Below are 21,981 nucleotides of genomic sequence, written 5' to 3' on the forward strand. Positions count from 1 at the left end.
TTCCGTTGCGAGCGGGCATGTCGCGGCCGTCCCGCGAGGAGCCCCGCCAGTGACACGGCGCCTCGCGCAGCCGCGTCATGGGCGGGGCTCCTCCGACGCGTGCGGCGCCATCGGCTGGTAGGCGGCTGCCTGGAGCGTGAACATCGCGGCGTACTCACCGCCCCGCCGCATCAACGTCGCGTGGTCCCCCTCCTCGATGATCCGGCCGTGGTGGAAGACGTAGATGCGGTCGCACTCGACGACGCTGGCGAGCCGGTGGGAGATGAGGACCGTGATCCGGTCGGCCCGGTGCTGTCCGCGCAACACCGCCCGGTAGACCGCGTGTTCGGCGCGCGGGTCCATCGACGCGGTCGGCTCGTCGAGGACGAGGACGGGTGCTTTCTTGTACAGGCCGCGGGCCACGGCGAACTTGGCCCAGTTGCCGCCGCTGAGTTGCCGTCCGGTCTTGAAGCGGCGCGAGAGCGGGGTGGCCCACTGGCGGGGCAGCCCGGCGATGACGGGGGCCGCGCCGGACTCCACGGCGGCAAGGTGCGCACGCTCGGGCTCGGCCTCGGTGATGGAGCCAGCGGAGATCGTGATGTTCGCCGCCGCGGACAGCGGCCACTGCACGGGATCCTGCAGCACCATCGCGACCTGGGCCTGGATGCTCTCGGCGTCCACGTCCATGATGTCGGTACCGTCCCACCGGATCGTGCCGGAATCCGGTACGTACAGCCCCGCCAGCAGCTTCGACATCGTCGACTTCCCCGAGCCGTTGGCGCCCACGAACGCCACCGTGGACCCGGCGGCAAGCCGCATGGACACCCCGTCGAGCGCGGGCCGCGCGTCCTGGCCGGGGTAGGTGAAGGTGAGGTCCTCGACGGTGATCACCCGCACGCCGCTGGGCAGCGTACGCCCGGTCCGGCGCGGCAGCCGCGCCCGGCACTGGTCGAGGAACGCCTCCAGGTCCGACGTCCACAGCGCGTACTCGTAGGCGTGGTGGGTGGCCAGCACGATGCGGGTGAGGGCGGACTGGGAGGTGCGGACGGCCAGTACCGCGGCGCCGCCGGAGGACAGCGGCAGCCAGCCGCGGATCGTCATCCACGCCAGCGCCGCGTAGGTCAGGCCCGTGGCCAGCCCGCCGACGGCCCGCCCGACCAGTCCGGTGCGCGCCGCCTCCCGGCCCAGGCGGGCCTCCTCCCGTTCGATCGTCACGGCCAGCCGCTGGTGCTCGGCCAGCAGCGCGGCCGCGGCGGTGGAGGAGCGCAGCTCGGCCGCGGCGTCCTCGTCGAGCAGCAGCCAGCTGAAGATCTGCATACGGCGGCGCAGGGTGCTGTGCCGGACCTGGGAGAGGAACTGCGCCCGGGCGCTCCGCACCGAGGCCAGGCCCTGCGGGATCACCGAGGCGATCAGCAGCGGCAGCAGCAGCGGGTGGAGGTAGGTGAGGACCGAGGCGGCGCCGGCCAGGCCCATGAGTGCCGAGGCGAGCTCCAGCACCTGGGCGATGGACTGCTGCGCGAAGTACAGGCCGCGGTCGTGCGCGCGGTGGGCGTCGTCCGACCAGGTCGCGTCGTCGACGGCCTCCAGCGCGACCCCGGCGGTCAGTTGGAGGAACTCCGTCTCCAACAGGCGCCGGACGGTGGGTGTCAGCCGCTCCTGGAACAGCGTGACGCCCGCGTCCATGACGGCACGTGCCATCAGCAGCCCCACCACCAGGGCGAGCGAAGGCAGCGCGGAGCGGACCCGGTCCGGGGTGGCGCCCTGGGCGAAGAGGGCCTGCAGGACGCCCACGGAGGCGAGCAGTCCGAAGCTGGCCGTCGTCGCGGACACCAGTTGCAGCACGACCACCGCGGCCGTGGCGCGGCGGTCGGCCCGCCAGGCCAGCACCAGCACGCGGCGCCCGATCCCCGGCAACCGGCCGAGGATGGTCCACAGGCTGGTACGGGCGGCGGCCCCGTCGTACGTGGCCCAGTACGCCTCGGCGAGTTCGTCCCCGAGGTCGCCCTCCGCGGGTGCGGCCGGCGCGGATGCCGGGGGTAACGGCAGGTCGCCGTCGCGGGGAGGCGGCACGGTCCCGCCGGGCTGCTCGGCGTCCGTCACGCGATCACCCCTGCGGGCCGCACCTCGGCGAGCCGTTCCGGCAGTTCCCAACGGAGTTCGCCCACCCCGTCCCCCGCGTGTACGTACTGCCGCCTGTCCTGCCCGACCGTCACCCGATAGCGGTCCGGGCGGCCGACCGTGCCCTGCGAGTGGGCTGATCCGGCCGGGCGCAGGACGGCTTCACGGCGGGAGGCCGCCTCGGCAGCGGGGGTTGACGTGTCCGGAGAGTCGGGGGATTTCGGCGATTCACGCATCAGATCACCTTTTCCGCGGCGTCGGGTCGGGCAACGATCCTGGCAGCGGTGGGACCTCGGGGCTCGCATGTTCGGGCAGATGCCATCAGTTCGGGTCAACTGCGGTGCCGTGCGGGCGGCTCAGGAGCGGCGCTGTCCCGAGGCGTTCAGGCCGGTCCGGTGGCGAGACAGGGAAGAAGGAACCCCCACCGAACAGGCCGAGCAGGGAAAACCGGTGGACGTCGTCGGGATACTGCCGTCGTGGCCGTCACTCAGCAGCTCGCACGCATCCCGGCGGAGTACCTCGCCTCCTGCCGCCGGTCGGCCGACGCATCGCCGGACGGTGATCCTCGCTGGGACCCCCCGACGGCGGACGTCCTCGACCTGGACTGGGCGCCGTTCCTGCTCGAACGGGTCTGCGAGCTGGGAGGTCTCGATGATGTCCGTCGGCACGCTCTCCGTCAGGCGCTCGACGGCGAGGCCGCCATCGACCTCGCCTTCCTCACCACGCATCCGCATGCCATCGGCCCCTTCGGGCCGGCCCCCACGGCCCTCTCCGCGACTCAAGTGACCGTCGCGGCGGAACTGCTCGGGCGGATCGACTTCCCGGCCCTCCTGACCACCCTGCCGGCAGACGAGAAAGAGGCCGCCGCTTTGATCGGCAACGGCGCGGACAGGATCGTCGGCGGCCCGAGGAAATACCTGCTGGAGCACTTCCACGCCCTGCGTGACTTCTACCGTGGTGCGTCCCGGCGGCAGCTTCTCGTCGTGCTCTGGTGGGACTGACCCGGACCGCCGCGGGCCGGTGGGCCGGATGCGTGGATCCTCAGGCCCGCGCCTCGTCCGCCTAGCGGTGGGTGGCGCGTTTGCGGCCCGCGCGGCGGCGCATTCCGCGGCGTTCGTCCTCGGAGAGGCCACCCCACACGCCGTACTGGCCGTTCTCCAGCGCCCATTCCAGGCACTGCTCCCGCACCGGGCAGCGCCTGCACACGCTCTTCGCCTTCTCCGTCTGCATCATCCCGGAGCCCGCGCTGCTCACCGGGAAGAACAACTCGGGGTCCTCGCCCCTGCACTGCGCCTGCTTCCGCCAGTCCATGGCCTCTCCTCACTTGTGATGGCGTCAGGGATGGTTCGCGAAGCCCGAGGGGATGGCGTCCCCGCCCGCTCGGGTCAACCCGACCACTCGGCGGCCTGCTCCGTGCCTCGCGGCGGGCCGGGCACGTGCTGCGCCAACTGGCGGCGCGCGTCTTCGTAGGCCGCCCGGACCCGCATCGGCACGTCGCCCCGCTCCCGTACGAGCTGCTCGTATATCAGCGGCGTCGGCATCTGCTGGTCCATCTGGATGTCCTTCCGGGCTTCATCGCCGTAGCCGGCGGCTGGAGAGCCCGTGCTGGCCCGGGCTCGTTGGCGCGGCTACCCATTGCGGGCCCGGTCAGGGCGCCGACACCCATCTGTTACCAGTTCTTCGCGCTTCCCCCATGTCGCCGCCCTCGACCGGACCCGGCCCGCCTCCCCCTCCGATTTTCCGTCTACACGGTTGTAGTAGGTTGTCGCTCCCCAAGATCTCCGAGGAGGTCCCTCCGTGGGTCCCACACAGATCAACGGCCTGCCCGCACACATCCTGCTGGTGCACGTCGTCGTCGTTCTCGTCCCCCTCACCGCGCTCGCGCTGATCGGGTGCGCGGTATGGCCGAGCTGGATGCGGCGGATGGGCCTGGCGCTGCCGATCCTGGCGCTGGCGACCCTGGTGAGCGTGCCCCTCACCACGCACGCCGGGGAATGGCTGGAGAAGCACACCGCCAGCACGCCCCTCATCCGCAAGCACACCGAACTCGGGGACGGGCTCCTGCCCTGGGCGATCGGCCTGTTCGTCCTGGCCGCCGGCCTGTGGTGGTGGAACCGCCGCACCACGGCCGCGTCGACGGGCAGCCGCACGGGGGGCGGCAGCGGCACCGCGGCTCTCGCGACGCCGCTGCGCATCGCCGCAGCCGTACTGTGCGCGGCCGTCGCCGTGGGCGCCGTCGTGCAGGTGTACCGGATCGGGGACTCGGGCGCGAAGGCCGCGTGGACCGGCAACTTCTCCCAGAGCAAGGTGTCCGGGCAGCACCGATGACGCCCGCACCACTGAGGGCCGCACCGCGAAAGCTCGCATCGCCGAACGCGGCGCAGCCCCACGAAGCGCGTGACCGTCAGTCGACCGTGGGGAAACGCGTCGCCGCGAGCTGTTCGACCGACACACCGTGGCCGAGGATGTCGGCCGCGACCTCCGCGTTCCGCACCAGCGCGGCGCCCAGCCGTGCCAGCGCGGGCGCGGTCTGTATGCCGAACCCGCCCTGCCCGGCGAACCAGAAGAAGCCCTCGGCCTGCCCGTCGTAACCCACGACCGGATTCCGGTCGGGAGCGAAACTGCGCAACCCGGCCCAGGAGCTGCGCACGTGACGGGCGTTCAGGACGGTGGCGGCGTTGACGGCCTCCAGGCCGAGCGCGATGCTCATCGGGTCCGGCCTCGCGTCACCGGGCGGCGCCGGCGTCTCGTCGGCCGGCGAGCAGAGCAACTGCGGCCCCTCCGGCCTGAAGTAGAACGCGTCGTCGATGTCCGCCGTCAGCGGAAGGCCCGAGACGTCCGTCCCGGCCGGCGCGCCCACCATGAAGATCGTACGAAGCAGCGGCCGGATGCCGATGGGCCGGGCGCCTGCTGCCTGGGCGACTTGGTCGACCCAGGCCCCGGCCGCGTTGACGACGACCGGCGCCCGGTACTCACCGCCGGCCGCGTCGGTGACGGTCCACAGGCCGCCCCGCCGCGTCGCGGAGACGACCTTCGCCGACCTCTGGACCACGCCGTCCCGTCGGCGAAGCCCCCGCGCGTACCCCTGGTGGATCGCGTGGACGTCCATCTCCCTCGCGCCGGGATCCAGCACGGCCAGCTCGACGTATCCCGGCCGCAGCAGGGGATTGAGCCGCCGCGCCTCCCGCTCGTCGAGGAGCCGCACGTCCGGGGTCAGCACGCTGATCTGCCCGTACATGCTCCGGAGCGCGTCCGCCCGCCCGGCCGACGCGATGAGCAGCAACGACAGCGGGGTCAGCAGGCCCTCCTCGAACGGCTCCGGCGGGCTCTCGTAGAAGGGCCGGCTCGCCCTCGTCAGCCCGCGGATCTGGTCGCCGCCCAGGCTCTCGATGAAAGTGGCGGCGGAGCGGCCCGTGGTGTGGGTCGCCAGCGACGACTCCCGCTCCAGCAGGCAGACGGAGCGATCGGCGCCCAACTCGTACGCGATCGAGACCCCCGCGATGCCCCCGCCCACGACCACGACGTCGTATGAGCTCATCCCCACTCCTCGTCAAGCTCGTTGATCTCCGGCTCTTCGCCGCGGTTGCGCCCGCCAGGTGGCCGCCGCACCACAGGTACGGCGCCGGCAGGCGATTCGGCTCATCCCCCGTCGCCTTCGGCAGCCCCGAGATCACGTCACGGTTCGCCGAGGCGTCATGCCCGACGCCACCACGGTACGAACCGAACGGTGCGCCGGGGGCGGGATGCGGCCGGAAACGGTCGGTGGGCCGCTCCGGCTCGTCGACCGGCCTTGCCCACCGGCGGTGTCAGCGGCTGGAGTTCACCATGGCTTCGATCTGCGCCTCGACGAGGTCGGGACGGTCGACGGGGATGTCGTGCGAGCTGCCGGCGGCGGTGACGAGATGGCGGTTGGGTGCCGCACCGGCGAACGCCGCCTGGGCGTCGCGCCATGCCTGGGCGTCGGGCGGCGAGGTCGGGAACGGGGTCTGCGCGGACACGATGACGGTGGCGGGGACGCCCGCCGGCCACGCGATCCGGTGGTAGGCGTGCTGGTCCGCCACGTAGTCGGCGGCGACGGCCAGCAGTTGGCGGTCCGCCTTCGTGACGGGCCTGCCCTTCAGCGCGTCCACCTGGGCCTGGGTGGCGGCCGCGACCCGGGCGACCTCGGTGTCCGTGGAGAACTGCGGTACGGCGGCGTCGACGAGGACGGCCCCGGCGAACTGGCTGGGGTGCTGCCGGGTGGCGTACGTGGCGATCTCCCCCGCCTCGGAGTGCGACACCAGGACCACGTCGCGGGTCGCTCCCAGGTCGGTGAGCCCGGCCTCCAGGTCCGAGACGGCGCTCTGCACCTTCCACGGCCCCGGAACCGCGTCGCTGGCGCCCATCCCGGCGCGGTCGTAGGTGATGATCTCCGAGCCGGTCCGCTTCGCCAGGACCGGGACGATGTTCTTCCAGTAGGAGGAGTCGAGGCCGCCGCCCGCGTCCAGGACGATCGCGGGCCCGCGCCCCGGGGTGACGTGGAAGGCCAGCCGGTGTCCCTGGTTGGTGATCATGTGCAGGGTCGAGCCGGTGCCGGACCCCGCGTTCGAGGCGGCACCGGCCGTCGCCGCGGCCGAGGCGCTCGCGGCGGGGTGGGACGCGGCGGGGCCCGACGCGGAGCTGCCGGAGTGCCCGCAGCCGGCGAGCACCCCGGTCAAGGCCGCCGCCACGCCCACGGCGACCGCCGTACGCCGGCGCTCGGTTGAGGACAGTGCTCGTGCGGTCATGAGGGTCTCCCCGGAGTGACGGTCGCGGCGCCGGTGGCTCCGCGACGGCGTGTTCTTCGAATAGCTCCACCCTGCCTGCGCCGCACGACCCGCACGCTGCGGCTGAGACCCCGGAGGGGGTGGACAAAACCCCACTGTGCGCAAGGGGGCCTGCCGGTCAGGATGGGGACATGGCCCCGCACCCCACCACCGGCCGACCTGCGTCTCGGCCCGCATCCCGTGGGCGTCTTCTGCCGGCGCCGGGCCCCTGTGCCAGGATGTGGCCCTCATGACCGCCGCCGACGCACCACCGGATCCACCACCCGACCCGCGAGCCGCCCTTGGCCTCCCCCCGGCCCCCGTTCGCGGCCTCCCCCCGGCCCCTGCTCGCGGTTTCCGCGCGGGCCTCGTGCTGCGGATGGAACTGCTCGGCTGGTCGCTGGTGCTGCTGCTCGCCTCGGCTGCGGCCTTCGCCCTGCTGATGCTGTGGGGCATGGCAGCCGGCCTCGTCCTGATGGGGGCCGGACTGCCGGTGACGCTGCTCGCGACGGCCCTGGTGCGCCGGTTCGCCGACCGGCACCGCGGCTGGGCGGGCCGGTGGGGCGGAGAGCCGGTCGCCCGCCCCTACCTGCCGATCCCGGCGGGGAACTGGCTCACCCGGCTGCGGGCGATCCTGAGCGACCCGGCGACCTGGCGGGACTGCGCCTGGCTGGCCGTCGACTCGGTGGCCGGATGGTTCACCGCCGGCGGCCCCTTCCTGGTCTTCGCGGCCGGGCTGTTCTCCCTGAGTTATCCCCTTGTCCTCGCCCTGACCCCGCCCCAGGTCCTCCGCACCCCCCTGGGCCCGCAATGGCCCCTGCACACCACCGCCGCATCGCTCGTCATGGTCCCGCTCGGCCTGGTCTGCCTGGCGCTCTGGTATGTCAGCGCGATACCGCTGGCGCGGCTCAACGCCTGGGTGATCCGCTCGTTGCTGGCCCCGACCGAACAGGCCCGGCTGCGGGCACGGGTGGCGCACCTGGCCACCTCGCGCGCCGAGACCGTCGACACCCAGGCCGGCGAGCTGCGCCGGATCGAACGCGACCTGCACGACGGCGCCCAGGCGAGGCTGGCGTCACTCGGCATGAGCCTCGGCCTGGCCGAGCAACTGCTCGCGCAGAACCCGCAGGCGGCGGCCCGGCTGCTGTCCGAGGCCCGGGAGTCGACCTCGACCGCGCTGGCCGAACTCCGCGACCTCGTCCGGGGCATCCACCCGCCGGTCCTCGCCGACCGCGGCCTGGACGGCGCGATCCAGGCACTGGCCCTGGCCGGGCCCGTACCGACCACCGTCACCGTGCGCATCCCCGGGCGGTTGCCGGCCGCCGTGGAGTCGGCGGCGTACTTCGCGGTCGCCGAAGCGCTGGCCAACGCGCTCAAGCACGCGGACGCCCACCACATCACCATCAGCGTTGAACACACCCCCGACAGCGGCGGCCTGCTGCGCATCGCCGTCAGCGACGACGGCCGCGGCGGCGCCTCGTTCGGGGGCGGGACCGGACTGCGGGGCATCGAACGGCGGCTGGGCGCGTTCGACGGGACAGTGAGCGTCGACAGTCCGGTCGGCGGACCCACCGACGTGAGGATGTCGCTGCCATGCGTGTGGTCGTAGCCGAGGATCTGGCCCTGCTGCGGGAGGGGTTGATCCGGATTCTCGACGCCTACGGGTTCGACGTCGTCGAGGCGGTGGACAACGGCCCCTCCCTGGCACGGGCACTGGACACGCACCGCCCGGACGTGGCCGTACTCGACGTGCGGCTCCCCCCGACCTTCACCGATGAGGGCCTGCGGGCCGCGATCGACGCCCGCACCCGGACCCCGGGCCTGCCGGTGCTCATGCTCTCGCAGTACGTCGAGCAGCTCTACGCCCGCGAGTTGCTGTCCGACCGGGCCGGCGCGGTCGGCTATCTCCTCAAGGACCGGGTCTCCCGCGTCGACCAGTTCATCGACGCCGTACGCCGGGTCGCCGCCGGCGCCACCGTCATGGACCCCGAGGTCATCGCGTCCCTGCTGGCCCGGCACGAGAACGACGAACCCCTGAAGACGCTGACCCCCCGCGAGCACGAGGTGCTGTCACTGATGGCCGAGGGCCGCTCCAACGCCGCCATCGCCGCCCGCATGTTCGTGACCGAGAAAGCCGTGAGCAAGCACAGCAACAGCATCTTCGGCAAGCTCGGGCTGCAGCAGTCCGAGGAGGACAACCGGCGGGTCCTGGCCGTCCTGGCCTACCTTCAGGCCTGAGACCCGGTCAGGAGCTCGAGAAGGGCATCGACCAGGCGGTTGTGCTCGCCGGTGCGGGTGGCGGCCACCACGCTGCACGGGTCGATCCCCTCGACGGGAACGGCTGCCAGATCGTGCCGGGGCGGGCTGTTCCCCTCGGTGGCCGGCGCCAGGGCGAGTGCCTGGCCGGCGGCGATGGCTTCGAGCTTGTCGGCGTGCGCCGCGACGAGCGGGCCGTCGGGCGCGGAGCGTCCGTCCGGGCGGGGATCGACGCGCCAGAAGGCGTCGTAGGCGGCGTCCGGGTACCGGATGAGGGGTTCGTCGGCGAAGTCGTCGAGGGTGACCGACTCCTTGCCTGCGAGGCGGTGCGTCACCGGCACCAGCAGCACCCGGGGCTCCTGGTGGAGGGGCGTCACCCGCAGGCGGTCGGCGGGAAAGGGCTCGCGGGCGACGACGACGTCCACGCGGTGGCCGAGCAGGGCCGTGTGGACGTCGCTCCAGTCCAGGTGCAGGGTGGCGACCTCGGCGCGGGGATGGCGGCCGCGCAGCTCGCGTACGACGGAGGTGATGATCAGCCCGCCCACGTACCCGATGGTGACGGCGCCGGCCGGCGCGGCCGCGCGTGTCGTCGTCGCGGCCCGGTGCGCGGAGCGCAGCAGCGCCTCCGCCTGGGGCAGGAAGACCTGCCCGGCCTCCGTGAGATGGCAGCCCCTGGTGGTGCGGTCGAGCAGGCGGACCCCCAACCGCTGTTCGAGGCCCTGCACCTGTCTGCTCAACGACGGCTGGGCGACCCGCAGTTCGTCCGCCGCGCGGCGGAAGTTGCCGTGTCGGGCCACGACGATGAAGTACCGCACCTGGCGGAGGTCGAAGTCGACCGCGGGCCTGTCGACGAGGGACACCCCCGCACCGTACTGCACGATGCCCGATCCGTATCACGCGGTGCGGAACAGGTCTTGGACGCCGCACTCCCCCGGCTCCTACCGTCGAAGCACCCACCCGACGCGTCGCGATGCCGGGCCTGAGCCGCCGCGGCGCGATCCAGAGCAGTGAAGGACTCATCGTGCGCGTTTTCGTCGCAGGGGCAACCGGATACGTCGGTTCGGCCATCGTCAGGGACCTGCTCGCAGCGGGTGAAGAGGTCGTGGGCCTGGCCCGTTCCGACGCCTCGGCGCGGGCGCTGGCCCGGGCCGGCGTCGAGGTCCACCGCGGTGACCTCGGGGACCTGGAGAGCCTGCGCTGCGGCGCCGCGGAGGCGGCCGGCGTGGTGTTCGCCGCCAACCAGCACATCTCCGAGACCACCGACCCGGCCGCCCGCGCGCGGGTCGAGTTCGACGCGGTGGAGGCGATCGGTGCGGTGCTGGAGGGGACCGGCAAGCCCTTCGTCGTCACCTCGGGGGTCATCGGCCGCACGCCGGGACGGCTGCTGACCGAGGAGACCCCCGCCGTTCCCACGGCCGCGGCCCTGCGGCTTCCCGTGGAGAGGTCGGTCCTGGCCCTGGGCGCGCGCGGGGTGCGCTCCTCGTCGGTACGGCTGGCGCCGACGGTGCACGGCCGGGGCGACGCCCGGGGATTCGTGCCGATGCTGATCGGGATCGCCCGCGCTCAGGGGGTGTCGGCCTTCGTCGGCGACGGGTCGAACCGCTGGCCGTCGGTGCACCGCGAGGACGCGGCGGTGCTGTTCCGGCTGGCCCTGCGGTCCGCGTCGCCGGGTACGGCGGTGCACGCGGTCGCCGAGGAGGGCGTGCCGTTCCGGGACATCGCCGAGGCCATCGGCTTCCGGCTGGGGCTGCCGTCCGTGAGCCTGGCGGCCGAGGAGGCGGACGGGCACTTCGGCCTCCTCGCGCCGCTGGTGTCGCTCGACAACCCGGCGTCGAACGCGCTGACCCGGGAACGCCTCGGGTGGGCGCCCTCGCGCCCGGGCCTGATCGCCGACATCGAGGCGGGCCACTACTTCGAGGACGCCGCGTAAAGGACGGAGCCGGACGGGGGACGCGGGGGACGGACGCGGTGCGAGGTGGCGCCGGAGTCCGCCGCACCCCGCGGTGCCTCACCCCAGCAGGGTGCGGCACGGATGCCCGGCGGTGCGCATACTCGGGGGCATGGACACGTACGGGCAGCTCGCGGACTTCTTGCAGGCACGCCGGGGCCAGTTGCGGCCCGAGGACGTCGGGTTGCGGACCTACGGCGAGCGGCGGCGGGTGCCGGGCCTGCGGCGGGAGGAGCTCGCGATGCTCGCCGGCATCAGCGCGCCCTACTACGCGCGGCTCGAACAGGGCCAGTCGCGCAACGCCTCCCCCGAGGTGCTCGACGCGCTGGCGGGCGCCCTGCGGCTGGACGAGTCGGAGCGGGCCCATCTGCACGCGCTGGCCCGCGCACCGAAGAAGGGCCGTGCCGCGACCCGGCCGCGACCCGAACGCGTCACCGGAGCAACGCGCGCCCTGCTGGCGGCGATCGCGGACACCCCCGCCATCGTCCTCGGCCGCCGCACCGACGTGCTGGCCTGGAACCGCCAGGGCCACGCACTGTTCGCCGGGCATCTCGACCCGGCCGCCCCGGACGACCCGCGGCGACGGCCGAACATGGCCCGGCTGGTGTTCCTCGACGCGCACACCCGTGACCTGTACGCCGACTGGCCCGCCAAGGCCAGGGCCGTGGTGGGCAACCTGCGGCTGACCGCCGGCCGCCACCCCGACGACCCCCTGCTCGCCGCACTCATCGGCGAACTGACCATGCACAGCTCGGAGTTCGCCACGATGTGGGCCGACCACCGGATCCTGGCCTGCGACGTCGCCGACTACGAGATGCGCCACCCGCTGGTCGGCACGCTGACCGTCACGCAGCAGACCCTGCAGAGCCCGCAGGGCACCGGCCCGGCCATGGTCGTGGCCACCGCCACCCCGGGTTCCGGCTCCGCGACCGCCCTGACCCTGCTCGCCCACGCCACCGCACCCGGCGCGCACCCGCCGGCCTCGTCCGTAGACGGCACCGGCATCCCCGCCGCACCCGACGCCACCGCCACCTGACCGACCGCCGCACCCCGGCGCACGGTCCCCCGGCACACCGATCCGCGGCACCGAACCTGCCGCCGACCCCGCACGTAACCGACCTTCCCCCAGCCCCCGTTGAGGCCACGGCGCCGAGCCGCGGCCCCCGCATGCCCGAAAACACCCCTCCGATCCCCGGAACGAGCGAAGGAACCCATGTCCCAGCGAAAGACCCGCCTCACCGTGTCCGCCGTCGTGACGGCCGCGACCGCCCTTGCCGCGACCGTCCTTGCCGGCGCCGGCCCGGCCGGCGCGGCACCGACGGCCGCGAGGCCGCTCAGCGACGTACGGATCGCCACCCACTTCGACCTGGACGCGGGGCAGATGCCCGAGAACGTCGCCCTGCTCCCCGACGGGACCGCGGACGTCACCTTCGCCGGCGCCCGCCAGGTCGCCCGGATCACCCCCCGGGGCACCACGAGCATCCTGGCGACGCTGCCCGCACCCGCCGACGGAGGGGTCCACACACCCGTCCTCGGCTTCCCTCTGACCACCGGCATCGTCCGCGCCTCCGACGGAACGCTCTACGTGCTGTACGCGACCGGCACCGCCGACCTGACCGGGCTGTGGCGGCTGCGCCCCGGTCACGCGCCGCAGAGAATCGCCGCGCTGCCCGCCACCGGCCTGCCCAACGGGCTGGCCCTGGACCCCCGCGGCAACCAGCTCTACATCACCGACTCGGCCCTCGGCACCGTGTGGACCGTCCCGACCAGCGGCGGCACTCCGACCCCGTGGTCCACCGGCTCCGCGCTCGCCCCGACCGTACTCCTCGGCGTCAACGGCGCGAAGGTGCACGACGGCGCCCTGTGGGTGACCAACCTCGACCGGGGGACCCTGCTGCGCATCCCGATCCTGCCCGGCAACCGCGCGGGTGCGCCGCAGGTCACGGCGTCCGGCATGGTCGGCATCGACGACTTCACCTTCACCGGCCGCGGCGACCAGGTACTCGCCGCGCTCAACGGCCCCGACCAGGTCGTCCGCGTCGAGCCCGACGGCACCCACACCGTCCTCCTCGACGCCGCCGACGGGCTCCAGAACCCCACCTCCGTCGCCCTGCACGGCGACCAGGTCGACGTGTTCAGCGCCGCCTACACCACCGGCACCGACCCCAACCTGCTCCGCGCCCGCCTGCACGACCACCCGTAGCAGCCGGCGAGCACCCGGCCGGGGCCCGCCTCCACGACAACGACAGGAACACGCACCATGAGCGACATGACCCTCGGCGACGTCGAGATCACCCGGGTCGAGGAACTGCACGGACCGATCGGCATGACCCCGGACGTGTTCTTCCCCGGCTCGCCCAAGCAGGAGTGGGACGCGCAACGCCCGGAGTTGGTCCCCGACTTCCTCGACGACGCGACCGGGATCTGCGAGGTCGCCATGCAGACCTGGGTGCTGCGCAGCGAGGGCCGGACCGTCCTGATCGACACCGGCATCGGCAACCACAAGGACCGCCCGGCCGTGCCGTCCTGGAGCGGCCTGGAAGGGGACTACCTCGGCAACCTCCGGCGGGCCGGGGTGCACCCCGACGACGTCGACCTCGTGGTCAACACCCACCTGCACGTCGACCACGTCGGCTGGAACACCCGCCTGGTCGACGGGAATTGGGTCCCCACCTTCCGCAACGCCACCTACCTGATGCCCAAAGTCGACTTCGAGTACTGGAACCCGGCGAACAACCCCGCCATCACCGGCGGACCCAACGAGAACGCCTTCGAGGACAGCATCGCGCCCGTCCACGCCGCCGGGCAGGTCCGGCTCTGGGAGTCCGAGCACGTCATCGACGGCCACCTGCGCCTGGAGGCCGCACCCGGCCACACCCCGGGATCGAGCATCGTGAAGCTCGCCTCCGGCTCCGAGCGCGCGGTCTTCGCCGGCGACGTCCTGCACTCACCCTTCCAGGTCATGCAGCCCGACCACAGCAGCTGCTTCTGCGAGGACCCGGCGACCGCCCGCACCACCCGACGCACGGTCCTCGGCTGGGCCGCCGACACCCATTCCCTGGTCATACCTGCCCACTTCGCCGGGCACGGCGCGCTGGAAGTGGCCCACCAGGGCGACGCGTTCGCCGTCAAGCGGTGGGCCCCGCTCGACCGCCTCTGACGCACCCGGGCAGCCGGGGCCCTCACGCCCCGCCCGTAGCCGGCACCTGGACGCGTCGTGATGTCGAGGGCCACCCGCCGGAACCGGCGCGGTGGCCCTCGCCGGCATCGGGTGGACGCATACCGCCGCCTACGAGAGCCCGGAGGAGGCGCCGGCCTCCCACGACGACCTCCGCATGCTCATCTGCATCGCCGACCAGGACCTGCCCGCATGCTGCGTGACGTCACGCAGGACGTGATCGCACACGAAGCCCAACCCCTCGTACAACCGGACCGCGGCCGCGTTGTCGTCCCAGACGCCCAGCTCGACCCGCTCCAGCCCCAACTCCCCGAATGCACGGGTCAGCACACCCGCCACCATCGCGGCACCGAACCCCTTCCCCCGGGCCTCGGGCGCCACGAGGACCCGTCCGAGCCGGCCGCCGGCCGCCGCGGCGTCCACCCGCACCGACGCATGACCCACGGCTCGCCCGTCGCGCGGGTCCACCGCCATCCAGCTCCGGCGCAGGGGTGTCGCCGACTCCGCCGCGTACGCCGCGAGCTGCTGCTCGTCCAGCGGCCAGCTGAAGTTCTTGCCGGACCACCTCCACAACTCGACCGGCCCGTCGACCCACGTCGCCAGCAACCGGCCGTCGGCGGGCTCGAATTCCCGCAGCTCAACCACGGGTCGGCGCCCGGTACGGAGACATCGTCATGGCCCGGACCCTACCGGGCCGCCGACGACCGGCCCGCGCGCGGGCGGGGGTCCGCGGCAGGGCGGCTTCCAGGCATGTCGTCGCTCGCGCAACTGGCCTTGGCGAAAGGCGAGTTGAGCATCCGCGCTGTCGCGGCCCGCTGCGGACGTACCGACATGCCGCCGCAGCACGGGGTTCACAGACGCGGAGCAGGATGAGACGCGTCACGGGCCGGCCGCCCCCTCTCGCGCCGTGTCCCGTGGTCGCGGACCAGCAGCACCCTGCCGTGCTCCCCGCCCGCCGCGCCGCTCCGGAGCGCCGCCGGCCACGGACCGGCATCCGCCCGTCCTCTCCAGGAAGCGAGTCGCGCATGTCCCAGGAAGAGCAGCGGAATTCCGGCGGCGCGCCCGCCGCCCGCCCCGGCACGGTGGTGGTGGCCGGTGCCGGGCCGACCGGGTTGCTGCTGGCCGGCGATCTCGCGGCCGCGGGCGTCGACGTGGTGGTGCTCGAACGGCGCCCGGAAGGGGTCAGCAACCTCACCCGCGCCTTCGGCGTGCACGCCCGCACGCTGGAGATCCTCGACGCCCGCGGCCTGGCGGACGAGCTCGTCGACACCGGCCAGGTCATCCGCGAGCTGAGGCTGTTCGGCGCGATCCCCTTCGACATCGGCCGGTTGCCGTCCCGGTACCCCTTCCTCCTGGTCACGCCGCAGTACGAGGTGGAGAAGCTGCTCCTGCGGCGCGCGCTGGAGAACGGTGCGGTGATCCGCTACGGCGCGGAGGTCCTGGGCCTGACGCAGGACGACGACGGGGTGGCGGTGTCGGTGCGGGACATCGACGGCGGTGACGGCGCCCCGTACATCGTGCGCGCGGCCTACCTGGTGGGCGCCGACGGGGTGCGCAGCACGGTCCGCGAGGCGCTCGGGCTGCCCTTCCCCGGCAAGGTCGTCATACGGTCGGTGGCGCTGGCCGACGTGAAGTTCACGGAGCAGCCGGAACTGGTGGTCCGCGTGCACGGCACGGGTGACGCCTTCGGCTTCATCGCCCCCTTCGGCGACGGCTGGTGGCGCGTCGGCGGCTGGGACCGCGCGCACCGCGGCGAACCCGATGACGCGCCGCTGGAGTTCGAGGAGCTGCGCTCCCTGATCGAGCGCGCCTTCGGCAGCGACTACGGCATGCACGACCCGCGGTGGCTCTCCCGCTTCCACAGCGACGAGCGCCAGGTGCCCGAGTACCGCATAGGCCGCGTCCTGCTCGCCGGTGACGCCGCCCACCAGCACTCGCCGGCGGGCGGGCAGGGGATGAACACCGGCCTGCAGGACGCCGCCAACCTCAGCTGGAAACTCGCCGCGGTGCTCGGCGGCCACGCCGGCGACACGCTCCTGGAGAGCTACCACGCCGAGCGCCATCCGATCGGCCGGGCCGTCCTGCGTACCAGCGGCCTGAACCTCCGGTTGGCGATGGCCCACAACCCGCTGGAAGTCGCGCTGCGCACGGTGCGGAAGCTGGTCGTCACCCACGTACGGCCGGTGACCCGGCAGGCCGTGGGCGAGATCACCGGGATCGGGTACTCCTACGCGGCCCCCCGCGGGTCCCACCGCCTGGCCGGCAGGCGCGCGCCGGACCTGGCGCTGGGTCAGGGGCGGCTCTACGAGGTGCTGCGCGAGGGCAGGTTCGTGCTGGTCCTGCCGCCCGAGGAAACGGCGGCGGGCGCCGGCGGCGGCTCCGCCGACACGCTGCCGGGTGCCGCGCGACGCAAGGACCGCCTGGTGGTGGCCCCTCTCGCCGAAGGAGAAGGGGAAGCAGGGCCGGGGGACCGGAAGCAGCCGGGCCCGGCGGCGGGCGAGGCCGCGCTGGTCCGTCCGGACGGCTATTTCGCCTGGGCGGGCCCGGCCACCGCGGACGCGATCGAGGCAGGTCTGGCTCCCTGGCTGGAGTGACCCGCCGCCCCCGACACGAGGGGCCCGGTGCGCCGCTGGACGGCGCCCGGGGCCCCCTTCGCGTCCTCCCGCGTGTCAGTGCGCGGGAAGGGGCGACAACGTGGGCAGGTGGGAGAGGAATCCACCGTCGACGGGCAGCACCTGACCGGTGATGAACGACGCCGCCGGGGAGGCCAGGTACGTCACCAGCTGCGCCACGTCGTCCGGCGTGCCCAGCCGGGGGATCAGGTTCGCGCTCTGGAACATCTGCTGGACCGGCAGCGGCATGTCCGCCTCCAGCGCGGCCGTACGGATGAGCCCGGGCGCGACGGCATTGCAGCGCACCCCCTGGGCCCCGTACGCCGCCGCGACGAAGCGGGTCAGCGAGATCAGGCCGCCCTTCGAGCTGCCGTACGCGACCATCACCCGGTCACCTGAAAGGCCCTGCCCGCTGGTGATGTTGATGATGGAGCCGCCGCCGCGCCCGATCATCACCGGGACGGTGTGCTTGCACAGCAGCATCGGCCCCCGCAGGTTCACCGCGAGGACCCTGTCCCACAGTTCCACCGGCATCGACACCACGTCCCGGTCGGCGCGGATCGCCGAGGTGAGGGCCGCGTTGTTGTCCAGCACGTCGATGCCGCCGAAGGTGTCCACGGTGAAGTCCACCAGGTCGCGGACGCTGTCCTCGGAGGAGACGTCGACCGTGCGGCCGGCCACGGACAGTCCCTTCGCGGTCAGTTGCGCGGCGATCTCCGCCACGGGTGCGCCCTCGACGTCGGCCAGCACCACGTCGGCCCCGGCCGTGGCCAGCGCCTCCACGGTGGCGACTCCGATCCCGCCCGCGCCGCCGGTGACCACGGCGACCTTCCCGGCCAGGGACTGCGTTCCGTTGCCCATGGGTGGACCACCTCTCGTTGGAGCCCGGGGAGTTGCCTTGTCCCCGATCCTGGCGGAGTTGCGTGAAGGGTGTGCTGCGGAACCGTGTCGCGATGAAGCCCAACTGCTCTGCTCGTGAACGTTTCTGAGTGTCAGTCAGATCGCACGGAAGAGGTCAGCCGGCGACCGGTTCCGCGGAGCCGAAGAGCTCGGCATAGCGGGCGACGAGCAGGTCGCCGCCCTTGTAGCGCACCGTGTCGGCGGGCCCCAGCACGAGCGGGCCCTCGGGACCCGGCACTTGGGAGGCGCCGCCGGTGGAGCCGAGCGGCACCAGGACACCCTCCCCGCCGGGCCGGTAGGTGCGCGCCGGCGGCCGTCCCCCGGCCAGCGCCGCGATGTTGTCGGCGACGACGGAGGCGTGCTCCGCGGCGGCCTTGGAGCGCTTCGGCTCGGGAACCGCGGTGACGTCGCCGATCGCGAAGACGTTCGGCAGGCCCGCCACCCGCAGGTACGCGTCCACCTCGACGTGGCCGTCGGGGCGGCGCGCCGCGGCAAGGGCACCGCCGAGCATGCCGCTGAGCGGGGAGACGCCGTAGCAGCGGAACCACAGGTCGGCCTGGACCCTGGTGCCCGCGAGGGTGTGCACCGTGAACGGCGCGTGCACGCCGGACGGCACCGGCGGCTCCGAGGCCAGCGCGCTGCCCAGGACGAACTCGACGCCGCGGGAGACCAGTTGCTCCCGCAGCGCGCTCCGCAGCTCGGGCAGGTAGCGCCCCGCCAGCACGTCGTCGGCGGGGTCCACCAGGACCACCTGCCGCTCCGGCCACCGCTCCGTGATCTCCCCGGCCAGTTCCAGCCCCACCGGTCCGGCGCCGAGGATCAGTACCCGCTCCGCCGCCGCCAGCGCACTGCGCGTCTCGGCGTGCCGCTCCCGGGCGGCCGCCGAGTCGTCGGTCTCCGGCTTCGCCGGATAGGGGTAGGACGAGCCGGTGGCGAGCACGACGTAGTCCGCGTCCAGCCGGGTGCCGCCGGCCGTGGTCACCCCGCGCTCGTCGACCACCACGGCCCGGTCGCGGACGTGCCGGCCGCGCCGCAGCAGCCCGTCGAAGCCGAAGTAGATCCGTTGCGACCACTCCTCGTCCACCAGGCCACGCAGGGCGGCCACCGTGTGCACGAAGGCGTCCTTGGGGTCGACCAGCAGCACGTCGAAGTCCGCGTCGAGCAGGCGGGCCAATGCTGCTCCGCCGTATCCGCCGCCGACCACGGCAACCGTGTTTCCCATTCGCTCTGCTCCTTGTCTGTGGCGCCCTGCGCGGGGAACGCGCCGGTGCGGCCGAGGGGCGGACCGGGTCGCGCGGCGCGGGCCGAATGCCGTGCCACCGACGGAAATCAGACGCTCCGTCGGACGTCGCCGAGCCTAGCCAGCGCTCAAGGTAAAATGCAATCTGCATGGCATTTTCGGAAGCCGGCGGAGCGGCGCCGCGGCAGTTGCCGGCCGGCCACCGCAAAAGCCGTGCGGCCGAAGTCCGTCCGCCGGGAATCCGCCCGCGCGGAGCCACTGGGGAACACCGGGGAAACACATGCAGAAGGCTTATGTACACAGCCGCTTCGGCGGTCCCGAGGTCGAGCACTTCGCGGACGTTCCGCGCCCGGTCCCCGGACCGGGGCAGTTGCTCCTCGCGGTCCGCGCGGCCGGCGTCAACCCGGTGGACTGGAAGCGCCGTTCGGGGCGCCGGCCGGCCGGCGCGCCCGCCGTGGAACTGCCGGCCGTGATGGGTGGAGAGGCCGCCGGGGAGGTCGTCGCCCTCGGGCCCGGGGTGACCGGGTTCGCGGTGGGCGACGCGGTGCTCGGCGGGCCGTCGACCGGCGGCTACGCCTCCTACACGCTGCTCGCCGCCGACGCGGCGGTGCACAAGCCCCCGGAGGTGTCCTGGACCGACGCGGCGGTGCTGCCGATAGCGGCGGCGACCGGGTACGGCGCGGTGCGCGGGCTCGGCCTGCCGGCCGGCTCGACGCTGCTGATCACCGGGGTGGGTGGCGGGGTCGGCGTGGCCGCCGCGCAGGTCGCCGCGCATCTCGGGCTGTCGGTGGTCGGCTCGGCCGCGGCGGACAAGCGGGAGTTCGTCGAGGCACTGGGGGTCCTGCACGTCGCCTCCGGGCCGGACCTGGCGGCGCGGCTCGGGGCGGCGGCGCCGGACGGCTTCGACGGCGTGCTGGACCTGGTGGGCGGCGAGGTGCTCCGCGAGGTGGCCGGACTGGTGGCCGACCCGGCGAAGCTGGTCAGCGGGGCGGATCGGGAGACGGTCCGTACGCTGGGCGGCGCGCCGGTCGGCCCGGTCCGGGACCCCGCACTGCTCGGCGCGGTGGTGGAACTGGTGCGCACCGGCGCGCTGGACCCGAAGGTGACGCGGGTGGTGCCCTTCGCCCGGGCGGCGGAGGCGGTGCGCGCGGTGGAGGGCGGCCACACTCGGGGGAAGGTCGTGCTCGAAATGCCGCTGTCCCTCTGACGGGCGGCGGCCCGACCGGGCAGCCGTACCTGGAAATCCAGCGGCGCGGGAAAGGCGACGGAGGGAACGTCCGCCCGGGGAACGGGAAATCGCGTCGCCGGCCGCCGCGCACACTCCGGGACAGGTGCCGAATCCGCGATGCGAACAGCGAACTCCTTTTTCCTCGATGGCTCGCACGCCATTACCCGCAGGTGCCACAGGAAGCTTCTTCCTGACTTTCCGCGGAGATTTCCTGGCTTCCCGCGCTGGCGAGTTCGAAGAGTTCGTCCAGGTCGTATTCCGCGCGCTGCGGAGTTCCGTAGCGGGTGATCTTCCCGCGGCTCGCCCATTTCCTGATCGTCGCCGGTGACACTCCCATGGCGAGCGCGGCGAGTTCCGTGGGAACGGTTCGGGCCCCGGGCCGGCCTCCGGTCACCGGGCGGCACTTCCGCGGGTGGGCGGCACCAGGCGGCCGGCACCGACCGGCGCGGGGCGCCGGGCGCGGGATCCCCGCCTGGTCCGCTCGGCGAGAAGGAACCACTGCCGGGGCGAGACGCCGTGGCCGTACTCGCACCGCACCAGGCGGGCGGCCGGCGGCTCGCCGCCGGCCGGTGCCCCGGGCGCCCTCAGCGTCCCGCCGCAACCCGGTTGGGGGCAGGGGCCGAGCGGCGCGACCGGCTCCGGGACGGCGCCGGTCCGGACCCCCGCGGACGCCAGCAGGTCGGCCACCTCGTCGGCGAGATCGGGCGCCGCGGGATGGCGGGCCAGCCAGTCCAAGTGGCCGGCCAGGAACCGCAGTAACCCTCTGACCTCGGTGTCGCCGGCGCCCCGCACACCGCGCTCGTCGGCGACCAGCCGGGTCCACGACAGCAGCAGCGCGCGTATCGCCGAGCGCACCGCCACGCTCTCGTCGTCCAGCACGATCCCGACCGATCGGCTGCCGCTGACCCGCTGCCGCAGGGACGCCGGGGTGCGGACCAGGGCCTGCTCGGCGTCCTCGTGGAGCGCGAGCACCCGGCACAGGTCAGTCCGCAGCCGCTCCACGCACCGCCCGCACAGCACCGGGCCGGACGGGGTGCCGCGCTCGCCGGCGCCGGCCTCCTCATGGCAGCGCCCACACGCACGGGTGGCGCCGGCGGCCGGGAGGGCTCCGTGCAGAGGCGCGGGGGCCTCGGGGGCGGGTAGGGGCCGGCGCATGGTGACACCCTTTCCGTCGGCGGCCGGACCCTCGGAATTCGGCCCGGCCGGAGAGTTGAATCGAAGGGCCGTTCGCTGTTCAGTCCGGCAGCACAGTAAGCAGCGTCGCGGTACGCCGTCAAGGAAAGCCGGGCCGCCCGAACCACGCTCTCCCCGGGTAAATGTTTCGCCCAATTACACGCGGATGAAGCGCGTGTGTGGGCGCTCGTCGGAGGGCCGCCGAAGCGTGGGGATCGGTCGGCCCCGCCGTTTCCCGGCGAGACGCGCGCACGATTCCGATCTGCTATTGACACCGCCGGAAGCAGGCTGTCACACTCATTTCGCGGCGCAGCTGTGCCCACATCACTTTGCCTTACCGGCAGCCGCGGGAGACCCGTCGCGGTCCCGCACTCGCCTGCCCTCTCTCCCCTCTTCCCCCCGGTGCGGCCAGGGTTGCTCCCGTCCACCGGGAACCGGCCCATGCCCGGGCCGTCCTGACGCGCGGTCACCCCGTCACGCGGCCGCGCTTGGCCGCACGGTCGGCCGCCCCTCCCCCCTTACCTCCCCATGCCCCTCCCCCACCCCTCTGCTTTCCCCTGCCACG

The 21,981-nt window shown here is 73.6% G+C and carries 21 protein-coding genes; 10 read left to right on the forward strand and 11 right to left on the reverse strand.

Annotation, left to right across the window (positions count from 1 at the left end):
- Nucleotides 1-75: 75 nt before the first annotated feature.
- Together C4U44_RS30860 and C4U44_RS41285 are read right to left on the reverse strand one after the other, a co-directional pair.
- Nucleotides 76-2,079 (reverse strand): ABC transporter ATP-binding protein, encoded by a 2,004-nt coding sequence (locus C4U44_RS30860; protein ID WP_103889347.1) that lies wholly within the window; start codon nt 2,077-2,079, stop codon nt 76-78.
- On the reverse strand, nt 2,076-2,333 hold the full coding sequence (locus C4U44_RS41285; RefSeq protein ID WP_146088395.1) for a hypothetical protein: 258 nt from the start codon (nt 2,331-2,333) through the stop codon (nt 2,076-2,078). Before C4U44_RS41285 ends, C4U44_RS30860 begins: the two co-directional genes overlap by 4 nt.
- Before the next feature lie 240 nt (nt 2,334-2,573).
- Here C4U44_RS41285 and C4U44_RS30865 point away from each other — a divergent pair, with 240 nt between their 5' ends.
- Nucleotides 2,574-3,098, forward strand: coding sequence for a DUF1877 domain-containing protein (locus C4U44_RS30865; RefSeq protein ID WP_200823463.1), 525 nt, complete (start codon nt 2,574-2,576; stop codon nt 3,096-3,098).
- A 61-nt stretch (nt 3,099-3,159) separates the two neighbouring features.
- Here the strand turns inward: C4U44_RS30865 and C4U44_RS30870 are convergent, their stop codons facing one another.
- Together C4U44_RS30870 and C4U44_RS41720 are read right to left on the reverse strand one after the other, a co-directional pair.
- Entirely contained in the window at nt 3,160-3,408 is a 249-nt protein-coding gene (locus C4U44_RS30870; protein ID WP_103889349.1) for a WhiB family transcriptional regulator, read from the reverse strand.
- Nucleotides 3,409-3,482: 74 nt separating this feature from the next.
- Nucleotides 3,483-3,650, reverse strand: a complete 168-nt coding sequence (locus tag C4U44_RS41720; RefSeq protein ID WP_160145148.1) for a hypothetical protein — start codon at nt 3,648-3,650, stop codon at nt 3,483-3,485.
- Between the two features lie 244 nt (nt 3,651-3,894).
- Here C4U44_RS41720 and C4U44_RS30875 point away from each other — a divergent pair, with 244 nt between their 5' ends.
- Complete coding sequence (locus C4U44_RS30875) at nt 3,895-4,425, forward strand: DUF2231 domain-containing protein (RefSeq protein WP_103889350.1); 531 nt, start codon at nt 3,895-3,897, stop codon at nt 4,423-4,425.
- 76 nt (nt 4,426-4,501) lie between these two features.
- Here the strand turns inward: C4U44_RS30875 and C4U44_RS30880 are convergent, their stop codons facing one another.
- Complete coding sequence (locus C4U44_RS30880) at nt 4,502-5,635, reverse strand: NAD(P)/FAD-dependent oxidoreductase (protein WP_103889351.1); 1,134 nt, start codon at nt 5,633-5,635, stop codon at nt 4,502-4,504.
- 268 nt (nt 5,636-5,903) lie between these two features.
- A complete protein-coding gene (locus tag C4U44_RS30885) occupies nt 5,904-6,863 on the reverse strand; it encodes an alpha/beta fold hydrolase (protein WP_103889352.1) in 960 nt (319 codons plus the stop codon).
- 397 nt (nt 6,864-7,260) lie between these two features.
- Between C4U44_RS30885 and C4U44_RS30890 the strand changes: the two genes are divergently transcribed.
- The gene (locus tag C4U44_RS30890) at nt 7,261-8,490 is read left to right on the forward strand and encodes a sensor histidine kinase (protein WP_103889445.1); all 1,230 of its coding nucleotides are present in this window, start codon (nt 7,261-7,263) and stop codon (nt 8,488-8,490) included.
- Entirely contained in the window at nt 8,475-9,119 is a 645-nt protein-coding gene (locus C4U44_RS30895) for a response regulator (RefSeq protein ID WP_103889353.1), read from the forward strand. Before C4U44_RS30890 ends, C4U44_RS30895 begins: the two co-directional genes overlap by 16 nt.
- Here C4U44_RS30895 and C4U44_RS30900 read toward each other — a convergent pair.
- Nucleotides 9,110-9,997 (reverse strand): LysR family transcriptional regulator, encoded by an 888-nt coding sequence (locus tag C4U44_RS30900; RefSeq protein WP_103889446.1) that lies wholly within the window; start codon nt 9,995-9,997, stop codon nt 9,110-9,112. The two genes, C4U44_RS30895 and C4U44_RS30900, sit on opposite strands and share 10 nt — an antisense overlap.
- A 161-nt stretch (nt 9,998-10,158) precedes the next feature.
- Between C4U44_RS30900 and C4U44_RS30905 the strand changes: the two genes are divergently transcribed.
- From C4U44_RS30905 to C4U44_RS30920, 4 genes are all read left to right on the forward strand, one after another.
- Nucleotides 10,159-11,067 carry an SDR family oxidoreductase gene (locus tag C4U44_RS30905; RefSeq protein WP_103889447.1) on the forward strand — a complete coding sequence of 303 codons (909 nt, stop codon included), beginning with the start codon at nt 10,159-10,161 and terminating at the stop codon, nt 11,065-11,067.
- Nucleotides 11,068-11,197: 130 nt separating this feature from the next.
- Complete coding sequence (locus C4U44_RS30910) at nt 11,198-12,121, forward strand: helix-turn-helix domain-containing protein (protein WP_103889354.1); 924 nt, start codon at nt 11,198-11,200, stop codon at nt 12,119-12,121.
- A gap of 177 nt (nt 12,122-12,298) precedes the next feature.
- Nucleotides 12,299-13,288, forward strand: a complete 990-nt coding sequence (locus C4U44_RS30915) for a hypothetical protein (protein ID WP_103889355.1) — start codon at nt 12,299-12,301, stop codon at nt 13,286-13,288.
- A 57-nt stretch (nt 13,289-13,345) separates the two neighbouring features.
- On the forward strand, nt 13,346-14,245 hold the full coding sequence (locus tag C4U44_RS30920) for an MBL fold metallo-hydrolase (RefSeq protein WP_103889356.1): 900 nt from the start codon (nt 13,346-13,348) through the stop codon (nt 14,243-14,245).
- A 129-nt stretch (nt 14,246-14,374) separates the two neighbouring features.
- Here the strand turns inward: C4U44_RS30920 and C4U44_RS30925 are convergent, their stop codons facing one another.
- Complete coding sequence (locus C4U44_RS30925; RefSeq protein WP_103889357.1) at nt 14,375-14,908, reverse strand: GNAT family N-acetyltransferase; 534 nt, start codon at nt 14,906-14,908, stop codon at nt 14,375-14,377.
- 380 nt (nt 14,909-15,288) lie between these two features.
- Here C4U44_RS30925 and C4U44_RS30930 point away from each other — a divergent pair, with 380 nt between their 5' ends.
- Entirely contained in the window at nt 15,289-16,857 is a 1,569-nt protein-coding gene (locus tag C4U44_RS30930; protein WP_103889358.1) for an FAD-dependent monooxygenase, read from the forward strand.
- 75 nt (nt 16,858-16,932) lie between these two features.
- Here C4U44_RS30930 and C4U44_RS30935 read toward each other — a convergent pair whose 3' ends face one another.
- Both C4U44_RS30935 and C4U44_RS30940 read right to left on the reverse strand, forming a co-directional pair.
- Nucleotides 16,933-17,736 carry an SDR family NAD(P)-dependent oxidoreductase gene (locus tag C4U44_RS30935; protein ID WP_103889359.1) on the reverse strand — a complete coding sequence of 268 codons (804 nt, stop codon included), beginning with the start codon at nt 17,734-17,736 and terminating at the stop codon, nt 16,933-16,935.
- A 154-nt stretch (nt 17,737-17,890) separates the two neighbouring features.
- The gene (locus tag C4U44_RS30940) at nt 17,891-18,997 is read right to left on the reverse strand and encodes an NAD(P)/FAD-dependent oxidoreductase (RefSeq protein ID WP_103889360.1); all 1,107 of its coding nucleotides are present in this window, start codon (nt 18,995-18,997) and stop codon (nt 17,891-17,893) included.
- Between the two features lie 298 nt (nt 18,998-19,295).
- Between C4U44_RS30940 and C4U44_RS30945 the strand changes: the two genes are divergently transcribed.
- Nucleotides 19,296-20,222 (forward strand): NADP-dependent oxidoreductase, encoded by a 927-nt coding sequence (locus tag C4U44_RS30945; protein WP_103889361.1) that lies wholly within the window; start codon nt 19,296-19,298, stop codon nt 20,220-20,222.
- 411 nt (nt 20,223-20,633) lie between these two features.
- Here C4U44_RS30945 and C4U44_RS30955 read toward each other — a convergent pair whose 3' ends face one another.
- Nucleotides 20,634-21,398 carry an OvmZ protein gene (locus C4U44_RS30955; protein WP_103889362.1) on the reverse strand — a complete coding sequence of 255 codons (765 nt, stop codon included), beginning with the start codon at nt 21,396-21,398 and terminating at the stop codon, nt 20,634-20,636.
- Nucleotides 21,399-21,981 lie beyond the last annotated feature (583 nt).

Origin of the sequence: Actinacidiphila yanglinensis (assembly GCF_900107965.1) — a bacterium.
Taxonomy (GTDB): Bacteria; Actinomycetota; Actinomycetes; order Streptomycetales; family Streptomycetaceae; genus Actinacidiphila; species Actinacidiphila yanglinensis.

Coding starts and splice junctions, on each gene's coding strand:
- C4U44_RS30940 (WP_103889360.1), bottom strand. CDS start 18,997: ATGGGAAACACGGTTGCCGTGGTCGGCGGCGGATACGGCGGAGCAGCA.
- C4U44_RS30880 (WP_103889351.1), bottom strand. CDS start 5,635: ATGAGCTCATACGACGTCGTGGTCGTGGGCGGGGGCATCGCGGGGGTC.
- C4U44_RS30910 (WP_103889354.1), top strand. CDS start 11,198: ATGGACACGTACGGGCAGCTCGCGGACTTCTTGCAGGCACGCCGGGGC.
- C4U44_RS30920 (WP_103889356.1), top strand. CDS start 13,346: ATGAGCGACATGACCCTCGGCGACGTCGAGATCACCCGGGTCGAGGAA.
- C4U44_RS30885 (WP_103889352.1), bottom strand. CDS start 6,863: ATGACCGCACGAGCACTGTCCTCAACCGAGCGCCGGCGTACGGCGGTC.
- C4U44_RS30945 (WP_103889361.1), top strand. CDS start 19,296: ATGCAGAAGGCTTATGTACACAGCCGCTTCGGCGGTCCCGAGGTCGAG.
- C4U44_RS30895 (WP_103889353.1), top strand. CDS start 8,475: ATGCGTGTGGTCGTAGCCGAGGATCTGGCCCTGCTGCGGGAGGGGTTG.
- C4U44_RS41720 (WP_160145148.1), bottom strand. CDS start 3,650: ATGGACCAGCAGATGCCGACGCCGCTGATATACGAGCAGCTCGTACGG.
- C4U44_RS30915 (WP_103889355.1), top strand. CDS start 12,299: ATGTCCCAGCGAAAGACCCGCCTCACCGTGTCCGCCGTCGTGACGGCC.
- C4U44_RS30935 (WP_103889359.1), bottom strand. CDS start 17,736: ATGGGCAACGGAACGCAGTCCCTGGCCGGGAAGGTCGCCGTGGTCACC.
- C4U44_RS30955 (WP_103889362.1), bottom strand. CDS start 21,398: ATGCGCCGGCCCCTACCCGCCCCCGAGGCCCCCGCGCCTCTGCACGGA.
- C4U44_RS41285 (WP_146088395.1), bottom strand. CDS start 2,333: ATGCGTGAATCGCCGAAATCCCCCGACTCTCCGGACACGTCAACCCCC.
- C4U44_RS30930 (WP_103889358.1), top strand. CDS start 15,289: ATGTCCCAGGAAGAGCAGCGGAATTCCGGCGGCGCGCCCGCCGCCCGC.
- C4U44_RS30890 (WP_103889445.1), top strand. CDS start 7,261: ATGGAACTGCTCGGCTGGTCGCTGGTGCTGCTGCTCGCCTCGGCTGCG.
- C4U44_RS30870 (WP_103889349.1), bottom strand. CDS start 3,408: ATGGACTGGCGGAAGCAGGCGCAGTGCAGGGGCGAGGACCCCGAGTTG.